General features: G+C 46.6%; 12 protein-coding genes and 3 rRNA genes. All 15 read left to right on the top strand.

Annotation, left to right across the window (positions count from 1 at the left end; all coding sequences use genetic code 11):
* Positions 1–7: 7 nt before the first annotated feature.
* The 15 genes from HXT33_RS05500 (at position 8) to HXT33_RS05430 (ending at position 20,357) form a co-directional block, all read left to right on the top strand.
* Positions 8–1,534 (top strand): 16S ribosomal RNA (locus tag HXT33_RS05500).
* 71 nt (positions 1,535–1,605) lie between these two features.
* Positions 1,606–1,866 carry a hypothetical protein gene (locus HXT33_RS05495; protein ID WP_421786897.1) on the top strand — a complete coding sequence of 87 codons (261 nt, stop codon included), beginning with the start codon at positions 1,606–1,608 and terminating at the stop codon, positions 1,864–1,866.
* Positions 1,867–1,916: 50 nt separating this feature from the next.
* Positions 1,917–4,977, top strand: a 23S ribosomal RNA gene (locus HXT33_RS05490).
* 176 nt (positions 4,978–5,153) lie between these two features.
* Positions 5,154–5,270: ribosomal RNA gene (rrf, locus tag HXT33_RS05485) — 5S ribosomal RNA — on the top strand.
* Together the 16S, 23S and 5S rRNA genes form the textbook arrangement of a ribosomal RNA operon.
* Positions 5,271–5,874: 604 nt before the next feature.
* A complete protein-coding gene (locus tag HXT33_RS05480) occupies positions 5,875–6,429 on the top strand; it encodes a cysteine hydrolase family protein (RefSeq protein ID WP_004118531.1) in 555 nt (184 codons plus the stop codon).
* Positions 6,430–6,685: 256 nt separating this feature from the next.
* The gene (locus tag HXT33_RS05475; protein WP_415703842.1) at positions 6,686–9,028 is read left to right on the top strand and encodes a choice-of-anchor M domain-containing protein; all 2,343 of its coding nucleotides are present in this window, start codon (positions 6,686–6,688) and stop codon (positions 9,026–9,028) included.
* Between the two features lie 34 nt (positions 9,029–9,062).
* On the top strand, positions 9,063–10,271 hold the full coding sequence (locus tag HXT33_RS05470) for a choice-of-anchor M domain-containing protein (RefSeq protein ID WP_410313596.1): 1,209 nt from the start codon (positions 9,063–9,065) through the stop codon (positions 10,269–10,271).
* Positions 10,272–10,284: 13 nt separating this feature from the next.
* Positions 10,285–12,459 (top strand): choice-of-anchor M domain-containing protein, encoded by a 2,175-nt coding sequence (locus tag HXT33_RS05465; RefSeq protein ID WP_421787612.1) that lies wholly within the window; start codon positions 10,285–10,287, stop codon positions 12,457–12,459.
* 38 nt (positions 12,460–12,497) lie between these two features.
* Positions 12,498–14,264: an anchored repeat ABC transporter, substrate-binding protein gene (locus tag HXT33_RS05460; RefSeq protein ID WP_421786895.1), complete on the top strand. Its 1,767-nt coding sequence runs from the start codon at positions 12,498–12,500 to the stop codon at positions 14,262–14,264.
* A 42-nt stretch (positions 14,265–14,306) separates the two neighbouring features.
* Complete coding sequence (locus HXT33_RS05455; protein WP_415699916.1) at positions 14,307–15,095, top strand: anchored repeat-type ABC transporter ATP-binding subunit; 789 nt, start codon at positions 14,307–14,309, stop codon at positions 15,093–15,095.
* Positions 15,096–15,109: 14 nt separating this feature from the next.
* Complete coding sequence (locus tag HXT33_RS05450; protein ID WP_421786892.1) at positions 15,110–15,973, top strand: anchored repeat-type ABC transporter permease subunit; 864 nt, start codon at positions 15,110–15,112, stop codon at positions 15,971–15,973.
* Positions 15,974–16,019: 46 nt separating this feature from the next.
* Positions 16,020–16,904, top strand: a complete 885-nt coding sequence (locus HXT33_RS05445; RefSeq protein ID WP_019261124.1) for a lysophospholipid acyltransferase family protein — start codon at positions 16,020–16,022, stop codon at positions 16,902–16,904.
* 173 nt (positions 16,905–17,077) lie between these two features.
* The gene (locus tag HXT33_RS05440; RefSeq protein WP_421786890.1) at positions 17,078–18,073 is read left to right on the top strand and encodes an NAD(P)H-dependent glycerol-3-phosphate dehydrogenase; all 996 of its coding nucleotides are present in this window, start codon (positions 17,078–17,080) and stop codon (positions 18,071–18,073) included.
* A 77-nt stretch (positions 18,074–18,150) separates the two neighbouring features.
* Complete coding sequence (locus HXT33_RS05435) at positions 18,151–19,293, top strand: D-alanine--D-alanine ligase family protein (RefSeq protein ID WP_421786888.1); 1,143 nt, start codon at positions 18,151–18,153, stop codon at positions 19,291–19,293.
* A 62-nt stretch (positions 19,294–19,355) separates the two neighbouring features.
* Positions 19,356–20,357 carry a CPBP family intramembrane glutamic endopeptidase gene (locus HXT33_RS05430; RefSeq protein ID WP_421786886.1) on the top strand — a complete coding sequence of 334 codons (1,002 nt, stop codon included), beginning with the start codon at positions 19,356–19,358 and terminating at the stop codon, positions 20,355–20,357.
* Positions 20,358–20,412 lie beyond the last annotated feature (55 nt).

Raw genomic sequence — 20,412 nt, 5'->3', positions numbered from 1 at the left:
GAAGTTTTTCGTGGAGGGTTCGATTCTGGCTCAGGATGAACGCTGGCGGCGTGCTTAACACATGCAAGTCGAACGGGATCTAGTCAGCTTGCTGACTGGTGAGAGTGGCGAACGGGTGAGTAATGCGTGACCAACCTGCCCCATGCTCCAGAATAGCTCTTGGAAACGGGTGGTAATGCTGGATGCTCCAACTTGACGCATGTCTTGTTGGGAAAGTGTTTAGTGGCATGGGATGGGGTCGCGTCCTATCAGCTTGTAGGCGGGGTAATGGCCCACCTAGGCTTCGACGGGTAGCCGGCCTGAGAGGGCGGACGGCCACATTGGGACTGAGATACGGCCCAGACTCCTACGGGAGGCAGCAGTGGGGAATATTGCGCAATGGGGGAAACCCTGACGCAGCGACGCCGCGTGCGGGATGAAGGCCTTCGGGTTGTAAACCGCTTTTGATTGGGAGCAAGCCTTCGGGTGAGTGTACCTTTCGAATAAGCGCCGGCTAACTACGTGCCAGCAGCCGCGGTAATACGTAGGGCGCAAGCGTTATCCGGAATTATTGGGCGTAAAGAGCTTGTAGGCGGTTCGTCGCGTCTGGTGTGAAAGCCCATCGCTTAACGGTGGGTCTGCGCCGGGTACGGGCGGGCTAGAGTGCAGTAGGGGAGACTGGAATTCCCGGTGTAACGGTGGAATGTGTAGATATCGGGAAGAACACCAATGGCGAAGGCAGGTCTCTGGGCTGTTACTGACGCTGAGAAGCGAAAGCGTGGGGAGCGAACAGGATTAGATACCCTGGTAGTCCACGCCGTAAACGGTGGACGCTGGATGTGGGGCCCATTCCACGGGTTCCGTGTCGGAGCTAACGCGTTAAGCGTCCCGCCTGGGGAGTACGGCCGCAAGGCTAAAACTCAAAGAAATTGACGGGGGCCCGCACAAGCGGCGGAGCATGCGGATTAATTCGATGCAACGCGAAGAACCTTACCTGGGCTTGACATGTGCCTGACAGCTGCAGAGATGTGGTTTCCCTTCGGGGCAGGTTCACAGGTGGTGCATGGTCGTCGTCAGCTCGTGTCGTGAGATGTTGGGTTAAGTCCCGCAACGAGCGCAACCCTCGCCCTGTGTTGCCAGCGGGTTATGCCGGGAACTCACGGGGGACCGCCGGGGTTAACTCGGAGGAAGGTGGGGATGACGTCAGATCATCATGCCCCTTACGTCCAGGGCTTCACGCATGCTACAATGGCCGGTACAACGGGATGCGACATGGTGACATGGAGCGGATCCCTTAAAACCGGTCTCAGTTCGGATCGTAGTCTGCAACTCGACTACGTGAAGGCGGAGTCGCTAGTAATCGCGAATCAGCAACGTCGCGGTGAATGCGTTCCCGGGCCTTGTACACACCGCCCGTCAAGTCATGAAAGTGGGCAGCACCCGAAGCCGGTGGCCTAACCCTTTTGGGATGGAGCCGTCTAAGGTGAGGCTCGTGATTGGGACTAAGTCGTAACAAGGTAGCCGTACCGGAAGGTGCGGCTGGATCACCTCCTTTCTACGGAGTTTTTGTGCACGCTCAGATGAGTGTGGTTACTGGTGTGGAAAACAATAGTTAACGTTTTTTGAATGAGTATGTTGGGCATGCTTTTGGGTTCCCGGATTGCCACCCCCCTTTGTTTTGGGGTTGCGGTCCTTGACTCACAGGATTTCAGGTTGATGCTTTTTAGTGTTGGCTTGGGTTTTGTGGTGTTGTGGTGGTTTGAGAACTGGATAGTGGACGCGAGTGATTATGTGAGATTCTTTTTAGGGTTTCATGTTTTTGCTTTTACTGATTTTCGACCGGCTCCATTTTGGTGGAGTCGTCTTGATCGTTTTGTGATCGTTTAGTGTGATGATTTGTTGTCTAGAGAATTTTGCTGTTAGGTTTCTTACTGGTGTGTGTCACTGGTAAGGGCGTATGGTGGATGCCTTGGTAGACAGGACCGATGAAGGACGTGACGGGCTGCGATATGCCTCGGGGAGCTGCCGAGTGGGCTTTGATCCGAGGATTTCCGAATGGGGAGACCCGGCCACTGTTATGGGTGGTCACCACAGTTTTTGTGGGGGGTACGCAGGGAAGTGAAACATCTCAGTACCTGCAGGAAAGGATACTCCGTGAGTAGTGGCGAGCGAAAGCGGATCAGGCTAAACCGGGTGCGTGTGATAACCGTCAGGTGTTGCGCATTCGGGGTCGTGGGATTGGTTGTTCAGCCTCTGACGGGGTTGAGAAGAGTGATAAAATGTCGTGCTAGGTGAATGGGATTGAATTCCCAGCCGTAGAGGGTGATGGCCCCGTAGCTTGTCGTGCGATGTCTCTTTATGCTTATTCCCAAGTAGCGCGGGCCTCGTGGAATCCCGCGTGAATCTGCCCAGACCGTTGGGTAAGCCTAAGTATTCCTGTCTGACCGATAGTGTACTAGTACCGTGAGGGAAAGGTGAAAAGCACCCCGGGAGGGGAGTGAAATAGTTCCTGAAACCGTGCGCTTACAATCCGTCGGAGCCTTCTTGTGGGGTGACGGCGTGCCTATCGAAAAATGAGTCTGCGAGTCAGTGGTATGTGGCGAGGCTAACCCGGGTGGGGGAGCCGTAGCGAAAGCGAGTTTTAAAAGGCGTTTTAGTCGCATGTCCTGGACCCGAAGCGGGATGATCTAGCCCTGAGCAGGTTGAAGCGCGGGTAAGACCGTGTGGAGGACCGAACCCACCTAGGTTGAAAACTGGGGGGATGACTTGGGGTTAGGGGTGAAAGGCCAATCAAATTCCGTGATAGCTGGTTCTCTCCGAAATGCATTTAGGTGCAGCGTCGTGTTATTGCTTACAGGGGGTAGAGCTACTGGATGCTTGCGGGCCCATACCGGGTACCAATAGCAGCCAAACTCCGAATACCTGTTAGGTTTATCACGGCAGTGAGTCGGCGGGGGATAAGCTCCGTCGTCAAAAGGGAAACAGCCCTGATCGTCGTCTAAGGTCCCGAAGCGCGTGCTAAGTGGGAAAGGATGTGGAGTCGCATAGACAGCCAGGAGGTTGGCTCAGAAGCAGCCATCCTTGAAAGAGTGCGTAACAGCTCACTGGTCTAGTGGTTCCGCGCCGACAATGTAGCGGGGCTTAAGCACGCCACCGAAGACGCGGCTGCATGATTTGTTTCATGCGGGGTAGGAGAGCGTCCTGTAAGGGGTGAAGCGGCCGTGTGAACGTGTCGTGGACTTTACAGGAGTGAGAATGCAGACATGAGTAGCGAGAGACGGGTGTGAATCCCGTCCGCTGGATGACTAAGGGTTCCGGGGCCACGTTCGTCGTCCCCGGGTGAGTCGAGTCCTAAGGCGAGGCCGACAGGCGTAGTCGAATGGATGAACGGGTTGATATTCCCGTACCGGTGTTACACCGTTCGAACTGAATCTGAGAGTACTAACCTTCATTTACAGGCTGGCTTCCTTTCGGGGTTGTTGGCTTGTTTGTGTTGGGAGCGTATCGGTAGTAGGTTAGCGTGGGAGTGACGCGGGTAGGTAGCCGGCTGCGGAGGTGGTTTTCCGTGGCTAAGCGTGTGGGCTGTCCTCTAGGTAAATCCGGGGGATGTTAAAGCTGAGGCGTGATGGGTAGGCTGTAAGGCTGATTCCGGTGATCCTGCTTGCCAAGAAAAGCTTCAACGTGAGGTGTGATTCCGCTCGTACCCTAAACCGACACTGGTGGTCTGGTAGAGTATACCGAAGCGATCGGGCGAATCCTGGCCAAGGAACTCGGCAAATTACTCCCGTGCCTTCGGCATAAGGGAGACCCCTGATGGTGATATGGTTTCACACTGTTGAGCTGTTGGGGGTGGCACAAGCTAGGGGGTAGCGACTGTTTACCAAAAACACAGGAGCGTGCGAAGGCGTAAGCCGCTGTATACGCTCTGACGCCTGCCCGGTGCCGGAAGGTTAAGAGGATCCGTTAGCTTCGGTGAAGCGGTGAATTTAAGCCCCGGTAAACGGCGGTGGTAACTATAACCATCCTAAGGTAGCGAAATTCCTTGTCGGGTAAGTTCCGACCTGCACGAATGGCGTAACGACTTCCCCACTGTCTCGGCCAGGAGCCCGGCGAAATTGCAGTACGAGTAAAGATGCTCGTTAAGCGCAGAAGGACGAAAAGACCCCGGGACCTTTACTATACCTTGGTATTGTCGTTAGGTGTGGATCGTGTAGCATAGGCGGGAGGCTGTGAAGCGCGGGCGCTAGCTTGCGTGGAGTCGACAGGTGAAATACCGCTCTTTCCATATCTGGCGTCTAACCTCGACACGTTATCCGTGTTAGGGACAGTGCCTGGCGGGTAGTTTAACTGGGGCGGTTGCCTCCTAAAGAGTAACGGAGGCGCTCAATGGTCCGCTCAGCCCGGTTGGCAATCGGGTGTTGAGTGTAATCGCACAAGCGGGCTTGACTGTGAGACTGACGGGTCGAGCAGGGACGAAAGTCGGAGATAGTGATCCGGTGCCGGCGTACGGACGTGGCATCGCTCAACGGATAAAAGGTACCCCGGGGATAACAGGCTGATCATTCCCAAGAGTCCATATCGACGGGATGGTTTGGCACCTCGATGTCGGCTCGTCGCATCCTGGGGCTGGAGCAGGTCCCAAGGGTTCGGCTGTTCGCCGATTAAAGCGGCACGCGAGCTGGGTTCAGAACGTCGTGAGACAGTTTGGTCTCTATCCTCTGCGCTCGTTGGAATGTTGAGGAGACCTGCCCATAGTACGAGAGGACCTGGGTGGACGAACCTCTGGTATGCCGGTCGTCACGCCAGTGGCGCCGCCGGTTAGCTACGTTCGGAAGGGATAACCGCTGAAAGCATCTAAGCGGGAAGCCTGCTCCAAGATAAGCATTCCTTGCACTTTAGTGTGTGAGCCCCCATGTAGAACACGTGGTTGATAGGCTGGACGTGGAAGCCCTGTAAGGGGTGGAGCTGACCAGTACTAACGGGCGATGGTGACATTCTTCCCTTCTGCTTTTAGGAGGGGCTAGTTTGAAACTTGAGTATTATTTTCTAGCATCATGGAGTATTAAACGATTCGCTTAACGATTGGTTAGTAAAAGCTTTTTTTGCTCGCGTTCATGTCCGGTTCCCAAACCGCCACGTTGCCACTCACTGTTGGTGAGTGTATAATATAGTTTTGCGGTGGTCATGGCTCAGGTGAGACGCCCGGTCCCATTCCGAACCCGGAAGCTAAGGCCTGACACGGCGAGGGTACTGCACTCGATAGGGTGTGGGAGACTAGCACGCTGCCGCATTATTCTTTCTAGCGGGGAACTTGATTGTTCCCCGCTTTTTTATTATTCCCACACTACTGTTATCTGTAATCCTCCAAACGCGATAACACTGTCTCGTAAATGGAGCAAAAACAAAAGTTAAATCTACAAACGTGAGAGAGTAGTCTCGCAAATGGAGCGAATACTGGCGCTAAACCCTCCAAACGCGGGAGCGCCCTCTCGCAATTGGAGCGTAGAGCGAGGGTTAACCCTCCAAACGTGATGAAAACTGACGGCATTTGTTGTTGGAAACAGTCATAAGAATCCGCGGAATATCGCATTTGCCGCATGGTGGTGATTAAATAATTGTAGTCGGCGCAGAAGCGTGAGCTTTCGGTATGCTGTTGGTAAGCTTTAGGAAAGCTTTACGTAAGCTATCGTTAAGATTTCCGTGAGCTTATTCCAGTGAGCTTTGAGTATTAAGTATTGCGTCGATTACAATTGGGCCAGCAATTGAGTTGATAATTGGGCTATCAATTGAAATAAAATTAAGCAATTAATAATGCGGAATATTGTCACTAAAGCGTGTGCTATTTGAGATTATGCTATTAGCGATTATTCTGCAAATTTCATACAAGGAGTAGGTATGAATAAAGCCCTTATTAACATTGATTATACGAATGATTTTGTGGCAAGTGATGGTTCTCTTACTGTAGGTGAGCCTGCTCAAAAGCTCGAGAAGCGTATTACTGAGATTTCGCAAGAGTTTCTTGACGCTGGTGAGTTCGTTGTTTTTGCGATTGATACGCATCATTTGAATGACCCGTATCATCCTGAAACTAAGCTTTTCCCACCTCACAATATAGCCGGAACTCACGGTCAGAAGTTATATGGCACGCTTGGCGATTTTTACGAAGCGAATAAAGATAAAAGCAACGTGTATTACATTCACAAGACTCGCTACTCTTCGTTTAATGGCACGGATTTGCTGATTAAGCTTCGCGAACGCCACATTGAGGAGTTGCATTTGGTGGGAGTTTGCACGGATATTTGTGTGCTTCACACTGCTGTTGATGCGTATAATCTTGGATTTAAGATTGTGGTTCATAAGGATGCTGTAGCAAGTTTTGATCCTGCAGGGCATGAGTGGGCGCTTCGTCACTTTAAGACTTGCCTTAATGCGGATATCGTAGAAGGCTAACTTACTAAAGTTACTTACTAAAGTTAAACTTACTAAAGTTGTTTAAATAAGTTACTAAATCTGCTTAAAAAAGATTATCTAATAACGCTGGTTGCTTGATGCGCCAGCGTTTTTGTTTATTCGGAGTGTCGACTTGCTTTTAATGAGAATCATTATTATTATTAGTAGACGTTGTTAAAATCTTCCATAACTATTTGCGAAAAGAAGAGCGCATATAACGGTAAGAAGATGAAGTGTAGAGAGCGAAATAATAATTATGACTCAGGTCATTAGGAATATTGTGAAACGTGCTTTTGCAATGGCAAGTGTTGCAATACTTGCGTTTGCTGTGCTTGCATCAGGATTTAGTGCAGCTTTACCGGCAGTTGCATTAGAAAATAGTAATCCTGGAGAAAAATACGATCCTGCAAAAAAGGAAGTGCTGAGTCACGGTCATACAGACGTATTTTACCCAATTCAATACAACGGTAAATTCATTATGGCTGTCGAAAAAGACGGTGCCACTTTCTTAAAGCCTGAAAACACTACTTTACGCGTAGCAAAAAGCACGTACACTACAAAATCGCAACTTCCTTCTCTCGCTACTGAATACTACTATCTCGATAGTTCCGGAAAGCAAAAAGGAAATCCTCTCTTCCCGGGTTGGGACACAAGTTATGCTGCAACTTTAGTTGGTGCATCTCACGCAGATGACGCAACAGCAGATATTGCAATCCAGCAAGTTACTGGACCAATGAACGGTCGCATTCTGCTTTGGACTACCGGTGGCATTGGTAAAAATACGAAGAAAGTATCATTTGAAGAGAATGATTTAGACGACGAACCTGATACTGATGGCAGCCGATTTATGTTACCTGGCGTAATTCACCAACATAGCTCTGGTCACATGCATGCAAACTGGGGATTTACGCAGCCTGGAGTTTACAAGCTAAAAGTAGCAGCAACTATTACAAATAAAAACACTAAGAAGCAGATCACAACCGAGCCTGCAGAATACACTTTTGAAGTAGAAGACACATATTCAGGGAAAGTACCTGCTTCTGGCCTTTCGGAAACGCTTGATTTGCACCGTCGTGGTGATTTTATTAATCCTGACGATGATGAAGAAGCGCACGAAGCTTCCAAAGAACATAAAGACACGGATAAAGACGATGGCGGCGATATGCGCATCGGCAATATTCGCGATTCTGGAGAACATCCGCATTATCATTCATACGAGGGTTATGGCGGTTTAGATTTAAAAGTAGTTAACAAACCAAAGGGTGCTCGTATTGAGTGGAGATATGTGCGCGCTGACGAGGGTCCTGACGCGTATGGAACCACTCTTTTTGCTGAGAGATTGCAGCTTCCAGCTGAGCCTGCAATGAACAAGATGAAAGTGTATGCTCACGCAACTGAAGGCGAAACGCAAATTGGTAAAGATACTGCGTCTGCAACCATCGCCGTTGAAGATCACGGTGCTGACGGACATCCTGTAGTAAAAGCAATTGCTCCTTATAAGCGTTTCAAACCAGGGGATACTTTACACGCGAAAACAGTATTGCTTAACCCTCACGTTGCAACTGATGCTACTACTGGAGAGCCAATCGATGACCCTACTAATCCTGTAACTTCCATTGTTAAAGACTATGTTTGGTTGATTAAAAAGGAAGGGGAAAACGATTTTAAGCGCATCCCTGGTGCTGTTAGCAGCAAGTTGGACTTAAAGCTTGATGCATCAATGCAAGGTGCAACTATTCGTCCTTCCTTAGTTTTAAAGAACGGTGAGCTTTACAGAAATAGCAAATTTGATGAGTTTTGCGATTATGTTATTGAGATGAAGGGCGTTCCTCACTCTCATAACAATGATGGCAATGATGATCAAAACGGTTCTGATTCTGAAGATGATGAGAATCCTCATGGAAAAAAGCGCCATGAGAAGCGCCATAATAAGCGCAAAAATAAGACTAAGCATTTTGTTGGTGGAAAGAACTTTTTGAAAGGTGTATTCGGCGGCACTGCAAATTCGGGACTATTTGGATCTAGTTCTAATGGTGGATTCCAATTCGAATCTAATTTCTTTAAGAAATCCAACAAAAAATTAAAGCGCACAAAGAATAATCACAATAAGATTAACCTCACTAATAGTAAGAATAATCCTAAGAATAATTCTAACAATAATGCGCAAAATGGTTCTAGTTCTAGTTCTAGCTCTGGTTCTAGCTCTTTTATAAGAACAGAAAATTCAAGCGGAACATCGTTACATAATTCATCGCGACGAACTTCTGGTGGAACTCACGCTAAAAACAAGAGCTCTAAGAAAAGTGGGCAAACTGTTCGTAATTTCGTAAGAACAGATAATAATTCTGGCAATAAGTCTAAAAATAGTTCTGTCAATAACTCTGATTTTGTTAAGAATACTGAACGTCATGCTTTGCAAGTTGCAAGGCAATACAACGAAGAATCTGATGAAGCGTATGAAGATGATTCAGATGATACAAAAGGTGATGGTTCCTCGACTAAGTGGGTTGCGGTTGCAGCTTCAGGTGCGAGCGTCGGCTTATGTGCAATAACTGGTGCATGTGGCGCATTGGTACGTCCTAGATTGAAATTGTTGTAAATGGTATTCGTATTATTACTAGAAAGTTTAAATAATGAATTACAAACAAAATGAAACATTGCAAGTAAAACGAAAGCATGTATATGCTACTGCGTTGCTTGCGCTCATATTTTCTTTAGTAACTTTGGTTGCATCTTTATGTGCACCAAATCCAATGCAGGAAACTGCTTATGCTAATGAAGGCAATCAGCCAGTTATGATTCAAGCAGGTCATGCTGATTTTGGACCAACGCTAATCGACGGCAAATGGAAATTGAAGATTCGCGATGATACTGGTGACGAACCAGTGTGGCGAGACCCAGAAAATGTGGTATTTAAATTAGGTGGCAATTCAATAATTCCTATGCCTGATGATGCTGCCTACAGTTTTATTGGCGAAAAGCCTGGAACCAAGCTTTACGTAATTCCACAAACTCAGAATCCTGATGTTCCATGGCTTGGATGGAATACTCAGGAAGGTGGAGTGTTAAACGAGCTTGATCGCGGAGCTAACCTTTCGCTTGAAGGAGTAAGCGGCCCTGGAAAATTGCACGTTTACTTAGAAAATGGCAATAATAATCCGCAGCAACTTTGGGATAGTACTAAAGGTTATCCGCAAAACAGCTGGATTGAAACTAACGCTCATACTCACGTGAATTGGGTGTTTTCTAAGCCTGGAATTTATCATGTGAAGCTTACTTTTTCTGGAAAATTGAAGAATGGACGCGCAGTAAGTGATACGCGTGTTCTTAATTTTGCGGTTGGAGATAATACCGATCCTAATGCTGCTTTAGGTGCGGGTGCTGCTGGAGCAAGTGGCAACGAGGGCGACGAAGAGGGTCAAGATGAAGAAGATAACGATGAATCCGAAAAAGATGAAGCTAATCATCATCACGAACTCCTTCACAACAAGCATAAGCATTCTCACAAAGTATCTGAAAAAAGTGACGATACAGCTTTAGTTCTTCAAATCGTAGGTATTTTCGTGGCTATTATCGCCATAATTATTGTGATTTTTGTACTAATAGCTGTAGTTAAAAGCAAGAAAGCACGAAATCTTGCGCTTGCTAAGCAAGTTTCTGCACAAGCTAATCAACAGTACGCAAATAATGCAAATTCTGTGAATAATGCAAATGGTGACAATACCTTGTCAAATCTAGTGAGTGATCAAGAAACGACAGTAATGTCACCAATTAATAATTCTCAATATTCTCAATATTCTCAATCAGACAATATGCAATCTGATGGTACTCAGTGGAAATAATGGTGTGACGAAAATGTTTCGTAATAGTATAAAGAAATTATCTCGCGCTTTGTTGGTGGGCGTGTGCTTGTGTGGCATGATGATGGGAACGCCTGCAGCTTTTGCTGCTGGCAATGGTAGTGACGCAACTGTTGCAAATGGAAAGAAATCTTCTAAAGATTTTGCCGAAATAAAGAAAGCTAATTTTGAAGCGTGTGCAGCCGCTCGCTTAGATAAAACTGATTCGCAACCTGCGGCTGATAGTAAAGCTACAATGTGCCACGCGTATAAAGGTCATACTGACGTTTTTGCAACTTTCTTTGATACTAAGAATAATCGCATGGTATTAGGTACCTTGGGCGATGCGTTTGAAAGTGAAGATTATAATGACACTCGGTATGATACGAATCGACTTATTTTTGAAGTCGGTTCTAAAAACATCATGCAGCTTTCCAAAGATGAGAACAATTCGGTAATAAAAGAAATCTACGCAACAACTCGCGAAGGTGTGGTTTGGTTCTTTGATCAATCTGGAGCCGGGGATACTGGCGCTTTGTGGCCTGGTTTAGATACTAGACCGTTATATAAGGGAGCTGGTTCTACAAAAGTTAATCCAACAGTCAAACTGTCATTAACTGGTATCGAAGCACCTCACAATGGCGAAGTTTTTATGTACACTCGCAGCGGTGACGATTATGAGAAAATGCTCGGCTCTGCTGAAAACTGGCCGAAAGATGTTGACATCACTGAGACTGGTGGCAAACACGAGCACATGTATTGGTCTTTTAACCGTCCTGGTGTGTACAAGTTAAAAATGAAGGCTACTGCTACTGTTGGTGACGAGGAGCAAAGTTCTGAGCAGACTTATACGTTCCATGTAACTAATCATGATGTAACAGCTGGCGATTTTGCTGATTATGATGGCGCATCTTTTGACGGTGACGAAGATGGCGAAGACGACGAAGAAGATTCAGATGATGATTCTCAAAGTGAGGATCACAGCATTAATGTGCAACAAAGTAACGGATCTTTCTTCATTAACGGCAATAACAACACTGTGTATGTGACTCCATGGCCTGGAGCAAAAATGCAACAACAAGGACTTGCTGGGAATAATAACGGTGGTCTTTTTAGTGGGATTCATAACGTTAAAGATGGAAAGCAAAATTCTCAAAATCAGCAATCTTCTGCAACAAAGTTCAAAGACATCAAGGGCGACAAGCTTGTTATAGACCACGGTCACGTTGATATTGCTGTATATACTGGCGATTCAAATAATGTTGATATGGCTGTGCAAGAAGATGTGACAGGAAGCCACGTATTTAGAGATCCAGACACAGTTGTATTCGCAGTTGGTGAGGCTGGTAAAACTAAGGGCGTTTATCGTATACCGCAAACACAAATTGATGGTGTGCCATGGATGGGTTGGAATAATCAGTCTATGAATCCGCATAAGCCAACTCAATTGAGCCTAACAGGAGTTGAAGGTCCTGGAAACGTACGCGTTTGGATGTTCGGCGGCTTGGGCGGTGGAGATCAAGAGATTTTCTCCACTCAAGGAGCAACAGATTATACGATACCTGCAAATACGCATGCTCATGCGAATTGGGATTTCGACGAACCGGGATATTACACATTGCAATTCCAGGCTTCCGACGGAAATTCTACAGTAACTCGAAATATTCACGTTGCTGTTGGCGTAGATCCACAAGAAACGCCAATGGGCTCTGCTGTCGGCGGTGGAAATCCTGGAAAAAAGGATGATAAAGTCAAAAATGGTGGTCCTTCTACACCTCAGAATCCAGTAAAACCTACTACCAATTTGCCTCGTTCTGTCGGCAATCATGGCAGCCGCGGAATCGGTGCCGTTGGTGGCGGAAATCCTTTTGTTGGTGGTCGTGATTTTGGATCAAATAATTCACACTCTGGAAAACAATTGCCAAGAAAAGCTAAAAAGCATAAAGGTCTTGTTTCAAAAATTAGTAACAAGAGGCTTGCTAAAAGTTTGTACCGACAGAAGTTGAACGATAATGACGATGTTGTGAAGTCTGAAGCAAAAGGTGCAAAAGGATTGTTTAGTAGGAATCCTGTGCTTGCATACTCGCTTATTATTGGCGGAGTATTAACTGTTCTATCCGTTACTGCTGGCGGAATTTGGTTCCTCTATAAGCGCGGACTTATTAGTTTGAATTGGTTATTGCGCTATTAAGGTTATTTCGCTATTAAAAGTAGTAGGAGTGTGTAAGGGTGATTCGTTGGCCCAGAAAAGTAAAGCAAACTTTTTTTGCTGCGATTGACGCAATTGCAGTGGTTGCGCTTATCTTGCCGCTTTCTGCTTGTGGAAGCGCAAACGGCAATACGCGCGCAGGGCATATGGATGGTCGCATTAATGTGGTTACTACTACCGGCGTTTTGCGAGATATGGTGGCAAATGTTGCAGGAGACGCTGCAAATGTAAGCTCAATAGTGCCAGATAATGCAGATCCCCATTCTTACGAGCCGCGTTTGCGCTCAATTCGAGACGTTGTGTATGCAGATTTGGCTTTTAGTAATTACATGATGCTTGAAGAGCATGGAGTGATTACCGCTTTGGATGCGAATTTGCGAAAAGGCGTGCCTAATGTTGAGCTTGCGGAAGAAAGCGTGAAGCATGCGGCGGATATTATTCCAATGGTTGAAGACGTGTCGTTGGATACTATTTGGCTAGGTCTTGCTACGGAGCGTATGGCTGCTGGAGCAGAAGCTGCAAATGCGAAATCGGCAACTGTGAAATCTTCTGAAGAATCGCAAAATTCTAAATCTTCTGAAGAATCGCAATCTTCTGCATCTTCGCAGTCTTCACAATCAAACGCGCCTTCAACAGTAACAAAAGAAGGACGCGCAACCGTAATAAAGCCAAACGCATACAACATGAAGCGCTCTGACAGAATCCGCTTAACTGCAACAAAAGTAAAAGGACCTGGAGCATTATTCGCTTACCTTACAGGCACTTTTGGAAGCGTAGAAACTTACGTAAATTCAGCGAACGGAATTAGCGACGAAGATCACGTTGATTTGCCAGCGGATGCTCACACGCATTTAAGCTGGGCTTTTAGCAAGCCAGGAGAGTACACGCTTGACTGGCATGCGGATATTTTAGATGCTCAAGGCGCAAGAGTTGCAAGCTTAGGTAATACCAGAATGCGTTTTGCTGTTGGCGTAAATGCGCAGAAAGTAGCGAAAAATCGCAAAGCTCGCGTGGTTTTAAATAAAGGTCATGCCGATTTAGCATACGATTTGGCGTCGCACGGGTTTATGTACCGAGTGGATACTTTGCAAGAAAAGCGCTCTGCTGCGCCAAAACGCGTGTATTATGCGCCTCGCGATGTAGTAGTAGAAGTGCCGACTAATGCGCTGAAGGAGATTCCGGCAGAGCAGGGGTATCGTTTTTTGGGTGCTGCTCGCGAAAAGTTGTATCAGCTTCCGCAAGCTGTTTTAGGAAAGCATGTTCACGGAGATATTGACCCGCATTTGTGGCAGTCAGTAAAAAACGGTATTGCTTATGTGCGCACAATTGCGGATCGCTTGTGCGAAGTGGACGCTAAAAACGCTCGCAAATATCGCGCTAATGCGGACCGTTATATTAACAAGCTTTTAGATGTGGACGTGTATATGCGCAAAAAAGTTGCGTCAATTCCAAAAGAGCGTCGCAACTTGGTTACAACGCACGACGCTTTTGCATACTTAGGTAAAGCTTACGGCGTAAATATTGCAGGATTTGTAACAATCAACCCTTCGAGTGAGCCGAGCGTGCAAGATAGGCGTAGGCTTTCGCAAATTTTGCGCGACTTGGAAATTCCGGCAGTATTTTTGGAACCGAATTTGATTTCGCGCTCGTCTGTGCTTAAAGAATTGGCTTCTGAAGCGCGCGTAAAAGTTTGCCCAATTTATGGTGACGCTTTCGACGCGAAAGTTAGAACTTACGCAGATATGATGCGCGCGAACGCGGATTCTTTAGCGAAATGTTTGAAGTAATAGTGAAGTAATAGCGAAGTAATAGCGAAGTGGATGTGACTTATGAATAAAAATATTAGCGAAAATAGTACTGTTATTAACGCGCAAAACTTAAGTGTAAGCTACGCAAATCGCGCTGTTGTAAAAGACGTTTCTTTTACTATTAATAGTGGCGAGTTCGTGGGATTGCTGGGCGCGAACGGTGCTGGCAAAACTACGCTGTTTCGTGCAATTATGGGGCTGATTCCGCACGCTGGAAAACTAGAAGTTAAAGCTCCTAGCGCAGAAGGCGATAGTGTAAATCCGCGCGTATCTTACGTTGGTTACGTGCCGCAAAGGCACGATATTGCTTGGGATTTTCCGCTTTCTGTTTTAGATGTAGTAATGATGGGCAGGATTCGTCACATCGGTTACGTTCGTCGCGCAAAAAAAGAAGATTACGAAATTGCGCTTGCCTCGCTTCACCGCACAGGAATGGCTGATTTTCGAGATCGCACAATTGGGGAGCTTTCCGGCGGCCAACGTCAGCGCGTGTTGGTTGCGCGAGCACTTGCCGGCGAGCCTAGACTTCTTCTACTTGACGAACCTTTTACCGGACTCGATATGCCAACTCAAGAGCTACTTACGAGCCTGTTCTTGGATTTAGCAAAGTCCGGAGAAGCAATTCTTATGAGCTCTCACGACATAATCGGCTCAATTAACTCATGCTCAAGAATCATGCTTTTTGATGGCACTATTGTTGGCGACGACGAGCCGCAAAATTTGAGCGCGGAAAAGTGGGTGCAAACATTCCATGTAGCGCCTGAAAATCCGCTTATTAAAGCAGTTGAGCGAGTAATCGGGAAAAAATAGAGGTGGAAAAGTAAATGTTATCTCCAATCGAATTTATACAAGACTTAAGCAATCCGGACCTTTGGTTTCTTCTAAAAGCGCTTATTGTAGCCTGCCTTTCTAGCGTAATTTGCGGAGCAGTGGGCTGCTATGTGGTGCTTCGCGGAATGGCGTTTATTGGTGACGCTGTAGCGCACTCCGTATTTCCAGGACTCGCAATCGCCTTCGTATTGCAAGGGAACCTGCTTCTTGGCGGCGCGCTCGCAGGAGTTGCAACCGCACTAATCGTATCTATTTTTAGCCAAAACCGCAGGCTTCGCGAAGACTCGTTTATTGGCGTATTCTTCGTATCTGCTTTCGCGCTTGGAATTGTAATAATTTCAAAAGCTTCAGGCTACGCCGGATCTTTGGAATCCTTCCTTTTTGGCTCTATTACGGGCATTCCGGACTCGGATATTGCTGTGGTAGCTGTTACAGGGCTGATTATTTTGACGCTTTTAAGCATGTTTCACAAAGAACTTGTTTGCGTGTCGATGGATCGCGAAACTTCGCGCGCAATGGGATTGCCAGTTGCGTGGCTAGACGGAATGCTGTACGTTTTGGTGGCGATTGCCGTGGTTGTTTCTGTGCAAATTATTGGAAACGTGCTTGTGCTTGCGCTGCTTGTGACTCCTGCTGCAACTGCGCGACTGCTTACAGATAGGCTGTCTAGGATGATGATTTTGGCACCGGTTATTGGTTGCGCGTCGTCGATTGTGGGCATGTATATTTCTTGGAGCTTTGATACTGCAACAGGCGGCACGATTGTGCTAGTTGCAACAGTGCTTTTTGTGCTTGCTTGGGTTTGCTCGCCTAAGCATGGGCTGATTTCAAAAGCGCTAGTAAATACAAAAGGCTAAGAAAGTAGGTTTAGTACAGGTTTATAGCGTGCGGCACAATAGACGTATGGTATCAAAAGGAAAACCTTCGCCAAGAAGCGCCGTAAAACCCTTAAGCGATGAGCAAGTAGAGCGCTTAGCTCGCGTACACAACTTAGTTGACCCAACGTATTACTACCCAACCGGCGCACGTAAGCCAAATCAGGCAGAAATTGACGCGCAAAATCCTAAAGCCGCCGAAAGACTGCTCGAAGGAACGTCGCGCGTATTGCGTTCGCGTTGCAAAGTACGCGCGTGGGGATTAGAAAACGTGCCAGAAGAAGGCGTGTTTATTACCGCTTGCACGCACGTTACAATGTTTGACGTTTTTATACCAATGACCGCGCTATTCCACCAAGGACGCAGACCTCGCTACATGGCAAAAGCAGAACTTGCGCACTGGCCAATCTTAGGCAAATGGTTCCAGTTAGTAGGTATGCAATCAGTGCCGCGCAGAAGCGGAAAAGCGCGCGAAATTGAGGAAGAATCAATCAAAATCCTCACAAACGGAAGACCTTTAAGCATTTGGCCAGAAGGTACTTTAACGCGCGACCCTCAAAAATGGCCGATGAGTATGAAGCCAGGCATTGGAATTATTGCGCTTGAAGCCTCTAGAAGACTAGGGCATCAGATTCCGCTATTTTGCGCTGTTGTGTGGGGTGCTGCAAGCATTAACCACTGGTGGCCTTGGCCGAAGAAAAACGTTGTAATGTGCTACGATACTCAGCTTGATTATTCCGACTTGCTGCAGGGAAGCGAAAATTGGGGAGAATTGCCTCCAATGGAATCTGCTGAAGAGCTTGCTCGTCGCGTGCGAGTGCGTATGACGCAAATTATGGAAGAGATTCGCGGCGAAAAAGCGCCTGCTGGATACTTTGATTACAGGCAGATGAAACGCGTTACGGAAGAATAAAAAATATACGTAAGAATAAAATAAAGTATCTTTTTAAAATCCCGTAAAGCGGCGTGTGTAATATTAAGTAATAGTGTGATTATAAGTCAAAATTGAGCTGCAAATTAGCTTGCGAAATGCGCGAAACTATAACGCAGCCCACGAAACTTCAAACCGAAAGGCAGGACGTAAACATGAACGTTACGGTGTTGGGTGCTGGTGCTTGGGGAACTGCGTTTGGTCAAGTGCTTGCGGACGCAGGAAATCAAGTGATGATGTGGGCAATAGAGCCGGAAATCGTTGAAGGAATTCGCGACCATCATCATAACGGCGTGCGCCTGCCAAGTGTGGAAAAACTTCCAGAAAATATGACTGCAACTGGGGATCGCGCAGAAGCTGTTGCGAACGCGGATATTGTAGTCGTGGCGATTGCGGCACAGTTTGCTCGCATTGCGTTAGCAGAATTTGTGGGGATTATTCCGCAAAATGCGATTGTTGTTTCGCTTATGAAAGGCATTGAGCGCACAACAGGAAAGCGCATGGATGAAGTCGTGTGCGAAGCATTGAACTTGCCGCGTAACCGTTTTGCTGCACTTTCCGGACCAAACTTAAGCAAGGAAGTTGCATCTCGCCACCCGGCTGCAGCAGTAGTTGCTTGTGCAGAAAAATCTCAGGCAGAAGTAGTTGCAAAAGCATGCTCAAACAGCTACTTTAAGGCGTTTGTTTCAACCGACGTAATCGGCGTAGAAATGTGCGGATCGCTTAAAAACGTGGTTGCGCTCGCAGTTGGCATGGCTCGAGGCGCAGGATACGGCGAAAATACTGCAGCTATGATTGAAACGCGCGGTCTTGCAGAGTTGACTGCTTTGGGTGTTGCGGAAGGCGCAGATTCTCGCACTTTTGCAGGTCTTGCAGGCTTTGGTGATCTAGTTGCAACTTGCGGATCTCCACTAAGCCGCAACTATACTTTCGGCGCAAATCTTGGTAAAGGTATGAGCGTTGAAGAAGCAACCGCTGTAAGCAATGGTGTTGCAGAAGGTGTTCCAACTACAAGCGCAGTTGTGGCAATGGGCAAGCGTTTGGGCGTTGAAACGCCTCTTGCAAGCGCAATGGCTCGCGTGCTGGAAGAAGGAATCTCCTGCCAAGAAATGCTCGCAATGCTTTTCGACGACGACGTTTGCGAAGAGTAAAAACAAAGCGTTTTTGAAAATAATCCAGAATAATACAAAATAATTCAGAATAATCAAAAATAATCTAAGGGAAAATAATGGCAAAAAAGCGTGTGGCATTTTTGTACGGCGGTAAAGCAGACGAACATTCGATTTCGTGTATATCGGCTGCTGGCGTTTTAAGTGCGGTTGACGAAAGTCGATTCGAAATTGTGCGCATTGCTATAACAAAACAGGGCGAGTGGATTGTTGGCGGCGAAGATCCGCGAAACTTCCGCATGGAAGAAGGAGAGCTTCCGGTAATAACAAAAACTGCTGGAACGCGCGATGTTGTGCTAGACCCTGCCAAAGGCGCAGACGGATTTTTAGCCCGCGAAAATGACGGTACACTTACAAGTTTGGGTCATATTGACGCAGTTTTCCCAGTTCTTCACGGTCCAAACGGTGAAGATGGCACTTTGCAAGGCTTGCTAGAAATGATGCAAGTTCCATACGTTGGTTGCGGAGTGTTGGCTTCGGCTGCGTGCATGGATAAATACTATGCAAAGCAACTGTTTAAAGCTGCCGGAATTAATGTTGCTCCTGGAATTGCACTTGATGCGCGCAAGTTTGCAAGCGACGCGGAAAATCGCTTCGATGCATATGCAAGCGAAATTCTTGCGCAAGTTGAAGCAGCAAAACTCGAGTATCCGCTTTTTGTAAAGCCAAGCCGTGCGGGATCTAGTTTTGGAGTTACAAAAGTTGAATCGCGCGATGCTAAAGCCTTAGCAGAAGCTGTTTTTGAGGCTTCAGAGCACGATTGGCGAGTATTGGTAGAGCAGGGAATTGACGCTCGAGAAATTGAGTGCGCGGTTCTTGCAGCTCGCGACGGCGAAGAACCGAAAGCAAGCTGGCCTGGAGAAGTTGTGCTAGACAAGCGCGAGGCTGGTGAAGACCAGTTCTACGATTTTGACAGCAAATACATGGATTCCGCAGCTTCGCACGTTGAAGTTCCAGCAAACTTGCCAGCGGAAACTTTAGAGCGCGTTCGCAAAACGGCACTTGCAGCGTTCAAAGCGGCAGATGGGCGTGGACTAAGTCGCGTGGATTCTTTTGTAACTAAAGATGGCCGCGTAATTCTTAACGAAATCAACACGATGCCTGGATTTACGCCAATTTCCATGTATCCAAAAGCTTGGGAAGCAACCGGAATAAGCTACAGCGATTTAATCACAAAGCTTATTGAAGGTGTTTTGAAATAATTTAATCAACTATAAAACAGCAACAAAAGCAGAAACAAAAGCAGAAACAAAAAGGAATAAGTATGCAAGATTTGCAAAATTCATGGCGCGACGAGACTTATTTGTTAGCGCGCAAACGTCAAGGAACTATTGGCATGTCTTTATGCGTATTCCTAGTAGTTTGGATTGCTGTTGCATATGTTCTTGGAGTTCTTTCTTCAAGGTTTGTGCCTAAGAGCATGCTAAGCGACTCTCTTAACACATTACTTGTGTCGGATATTTCGCAGTATTTAGTCGCTCTACCAATCGCAATGCTTATTATGCGCACTGTTCCTGCGGCAAAAACTCGACAATTCTCTATGAAATTTAGCCAATTTGGCGGATTCTTTGCTGTGTGCATACCGATTATGTACATTGGTAATATAGTTGGCATTTTCCTAGCAACAGTTCTTAGCGGCGGAAAAGCAGAAAATCGCGTCTCAGACACTATTGCAGCGGGAAATATGTGGGAAACCTTCATATTTGTGGTAATTCTTGCGCCAATTGTGGAAGAATGGCTTTTTAGAAAACAGTTGCTTTCTCGTTTGCGCGTGTATGGAGAAAAGCGAGCTATTGTATTTTCCGCACTTGCTTTCGCGCTTTTCCACATGAACGTGTTCCAATTCTTCTACGCATTTGGACTTGGACTTGTTTTTGGCTACATTTATATTCGCACGTCCAAGTTGAGCTACAGCATATTCCTTCATATGATTGTGAATTTCCAAGGAAGCATAATTGCCCTGTGGCTGGAAAAGCAGCTGGTTGATGCAAGCGGAAATATGATTGACGTAGAAAAGATGTCGCGTCAGGAATTAACTAGCCTACCAACCGGTTTTATTCTAGCTGGAATTTATGGGATGTTTATGATTGCCATGCTCATAGTAGGCGTGGTTTTGCTAGTTCGTCGCCGCAAGTATCTCGTATTCTTCGATGCTCCGCAAGAACTTCCAAATAAAGTTGGAAACAAAGCATTGTACGGAACTGTTGGAGTAATAGCGTTTTTGATTATTTCAATACTTCTTAATTTGCTAATGTTATTTGCGTAAAAGCGAGTAAAAAATAATCGCATAAAAATAAAATATAAAATAAATCAACGAAGGA

Source organism: Gardnerella sp. DNF00753, from assembly GCF_049244275.1.
In the GTDB taxonomy this organism is placed as follows: domain Bacteria; phylum Actinomycetota; class Actinomycetes; order Actinomycetales; family Bifidobacteriaceae; genus Bifidobacterium; species Bifidobacterium greenwoodii.
Note: the sequence above shows the minus strand (reverse complement) of the source record. Positions and strands in the feature narration are given on the sequence as shown.

What these genes read in the sequence shown, in the direction of transcription:
- HXT33_RS05465 (WP_421787612.1), top strand. Translation starts at nt 10,285, where the DNA reads ATGTTTCGTAATAGTATAAAGAAATTATCTCGCGCTTTGTTGGTGGGC.
- HXT33_RS05445 (WP_019261124.1), top strand. Translation starts at nt 16,020, where the DNA reads ATGGTATCAAAAGGAAAACCTTCGCCAAGAAGCGCCGTAAAACCCTTA.
- HXT33_RS05495 (WP_421786897.1), top strand. Translation starts at nt 1,606, where the DNA reads ATGAGTATGTTGGGCATGCTTTTGGGTTCCCGGATTGCCACCCCCCTT.
- HXT33_RS05470 (WP_410313596.1), top strand. Translation starts at nt 9,063, where the DNA reads ATGAATTACAAACAAAATGAAACATTGCAAGTAAAACGAAAGCATGTA.
- HXT33_RS05475 (WP_415703842.1), top strand. Translation starts at nt 6,686, where the DNA reads ATGACTCAGGTCATTAGGAATATTGTGAAACGTGCTTTTGCAATGGCA.
- HXT33_RS05450 (WP_421786892.1), top strand. Translation starts at nt 15,110, where the DNA reads ATGTTATCTCCAATCGAATTTATACAAGACTTAAGCAATCCGGACCTT.
- HXT33_RS05435 (WP_421786888.1), top strand. Translation starts at nt 18,151, where the DNA reads ATGGCAAAAAAGCGTGTGGCATTTTTGTACGGCGGTAAAGCAGACGAA.
- HXT33_RS05455 (WP_415699916.1), top strand. Translation starts at nt 14,307, where the DNA reads ATGAATAAAAATATTAGCGAAAATAGTACTGTTATTAACGCGCAAAAC.
- HXT33_RS05430 (WP_421786886.1), top strand. Translation starts at nt 19,356, where the DNA reads ATGCAAGATTTGCAAAATTCATGGCGCGACGAGACTTATTTGTTAGCG.
- HXT33_RS05440 (WP_421786890.1), top strand. Translation starts at nt 17,078, where the DNA reads ATGAACGTTACGGTGTTGGGTGCTGGTGCTTGGGGAACTGCGTTTGGT.
- HXT33_RS05480 (WP_004118531.1), top strand. Translation starts at nt 5,875, where the DNA reads ATGAATAAAGCCCTTATTAACATTGATTATACGAATGATTTTGTGGCA.